Below are 1,168 nucleotides of genomic sequence, written 5' to 3' on the forward strand. Positions count from 1 at the left end.
TGGTTTGCTAAGTGCTGCTATTGTACCCCTTGAGCCCTTAACAGGCTGTAGCTGTGTCGTCGTGCCGATTACCTTCTACCTTCCTGCTAAAGCCATTCAAGCTCTGGATTTAACCCCGGGCCATGAGCTGTTGAAAACGTTGATGGCGGATCCTGTCCGGGCTGCCCAGCAGGTGTAATGCGCCATCGATTGGCCGCGCAGCCCCGACGATCCGCGCGAGCTGTCGGAGATCCCGGAGGTGCGCCTGTGGTTTATTCGTTGGGACACGGTCTGCCCCTGGATGCCCTACTTCCTCAACTGGCGCCAAGGAGAGCTGGCCCGTTACGCAGCCATGTTGGTGCCCCATCAATTCAACCCTCGCGAGGGCATTGTTTACAACCCAGAAGCGCTGGAAATCTCTTTGTGTTGATGCGGTGGTTCAAGCAGCAGAAACTGGGATCCCTCTCGATGCTGCGGGATATGGCTTTGGTGTTTGGCTTCGAGGTCCAGCTGGAGTTTCTCACTCTCTGGGAGTCTGAGGTGGGGGATCCGAACTCATGAGGGTGATGGTGGCCGATACCTGGCCGGGGATCCCCGGAGCCGCAGCAGTGGCCAGCGCCTGGCAAGAGGTGGTCCAGAGACCTTGAGTCCAGCTCAGGGTGGATCCCAACCCTTCGGAAGCTCAGCTCAAGGCCCTCTGGCAACAAATCGGCGAGCGGGCAACCAATCCCCTCCTGGTTCTGCCGGGCAGTGTCGCCGATCCCCTGGAGCCAGGCCAAACCTGGGCCGATTTGGCCCATGCTTGGGGGTTTAGCCTGCTCTTAACGCTGCGACGGGAGGCCGCCCTGAGCCAAGCAACCGCCTTTGCCGCCCTGATGCGCCAAGCCAAGGTCCGCAACTTGGGCTGGGTGCTGGTCGGATCCCTGCCCGAAACCGAGGATCCCCAAGCTTTGGAGGAGCTGGATGCAGCTTTGATCCCACGCCTAGAGGCTCAAGTTGGAATGCCGGTGCAGGGGAGAATGGCTCTGGATGGGCAGATCCTTTGGGACACCGATTCCCTTGAGCAACTGGGCTACGTTCTATGAAAAGCAGAAAAACCCCCCAGCGTCTGCCAGGGGATTCAAGAAGGACTGGTCGACTAGGTCAGGAGTGGATTAGCCGCGGATGGCCGGCGCCACTTCCACCGCCG

3 protein-coding genes are annotated in these 1,168 nt (G+C 59.9%); all 3 read left to right on the plus strand.

The features are described from left to right. Window positions 1–238: 238 nt before the first annotated feature. Window positions 239–409 carry a chlororespiratory reduction 6 domain-containing protein gene (locus NW855_RS13380; protein WP_240527377.1) on the plus strand — a complete coding sequence of 57 codons (171 nt, stop codon included), beginning with the start codon at window positions 239–241 and terminating at the stop codon, window positions 407–409. Next, window positions 409–540, plus strand: coding sequence for a hypothetical protein (locus NW855_RS13385; RefSeq protein WP_255322549.1), 132 nt, complete (start codon window positions 409–411; stop codon window positions 538–540). The genes NW855_RS13380 and NW855_RS13385 overlap by 1 nt, the downstream gene beginning before the upstream one ends. A 98-nt stretch (window positions 541–638) precedes the next feature. Then, complete coding sequence (locus tag NW855_RS13390) at window positions 639–1,064, plus strand: hypothetical protein (RefSeq protein WP_011430137.1); 426 nt, start codon at window positions 639–641, stop codon at window positions 1,062–1,064. Window positions 1,065–1,168 lie beyond the last annotated feature (104 nt).

The sequence above is a fragment of the Synechococcus sp. RC10B2 genome (assembly GCF_047502635.1).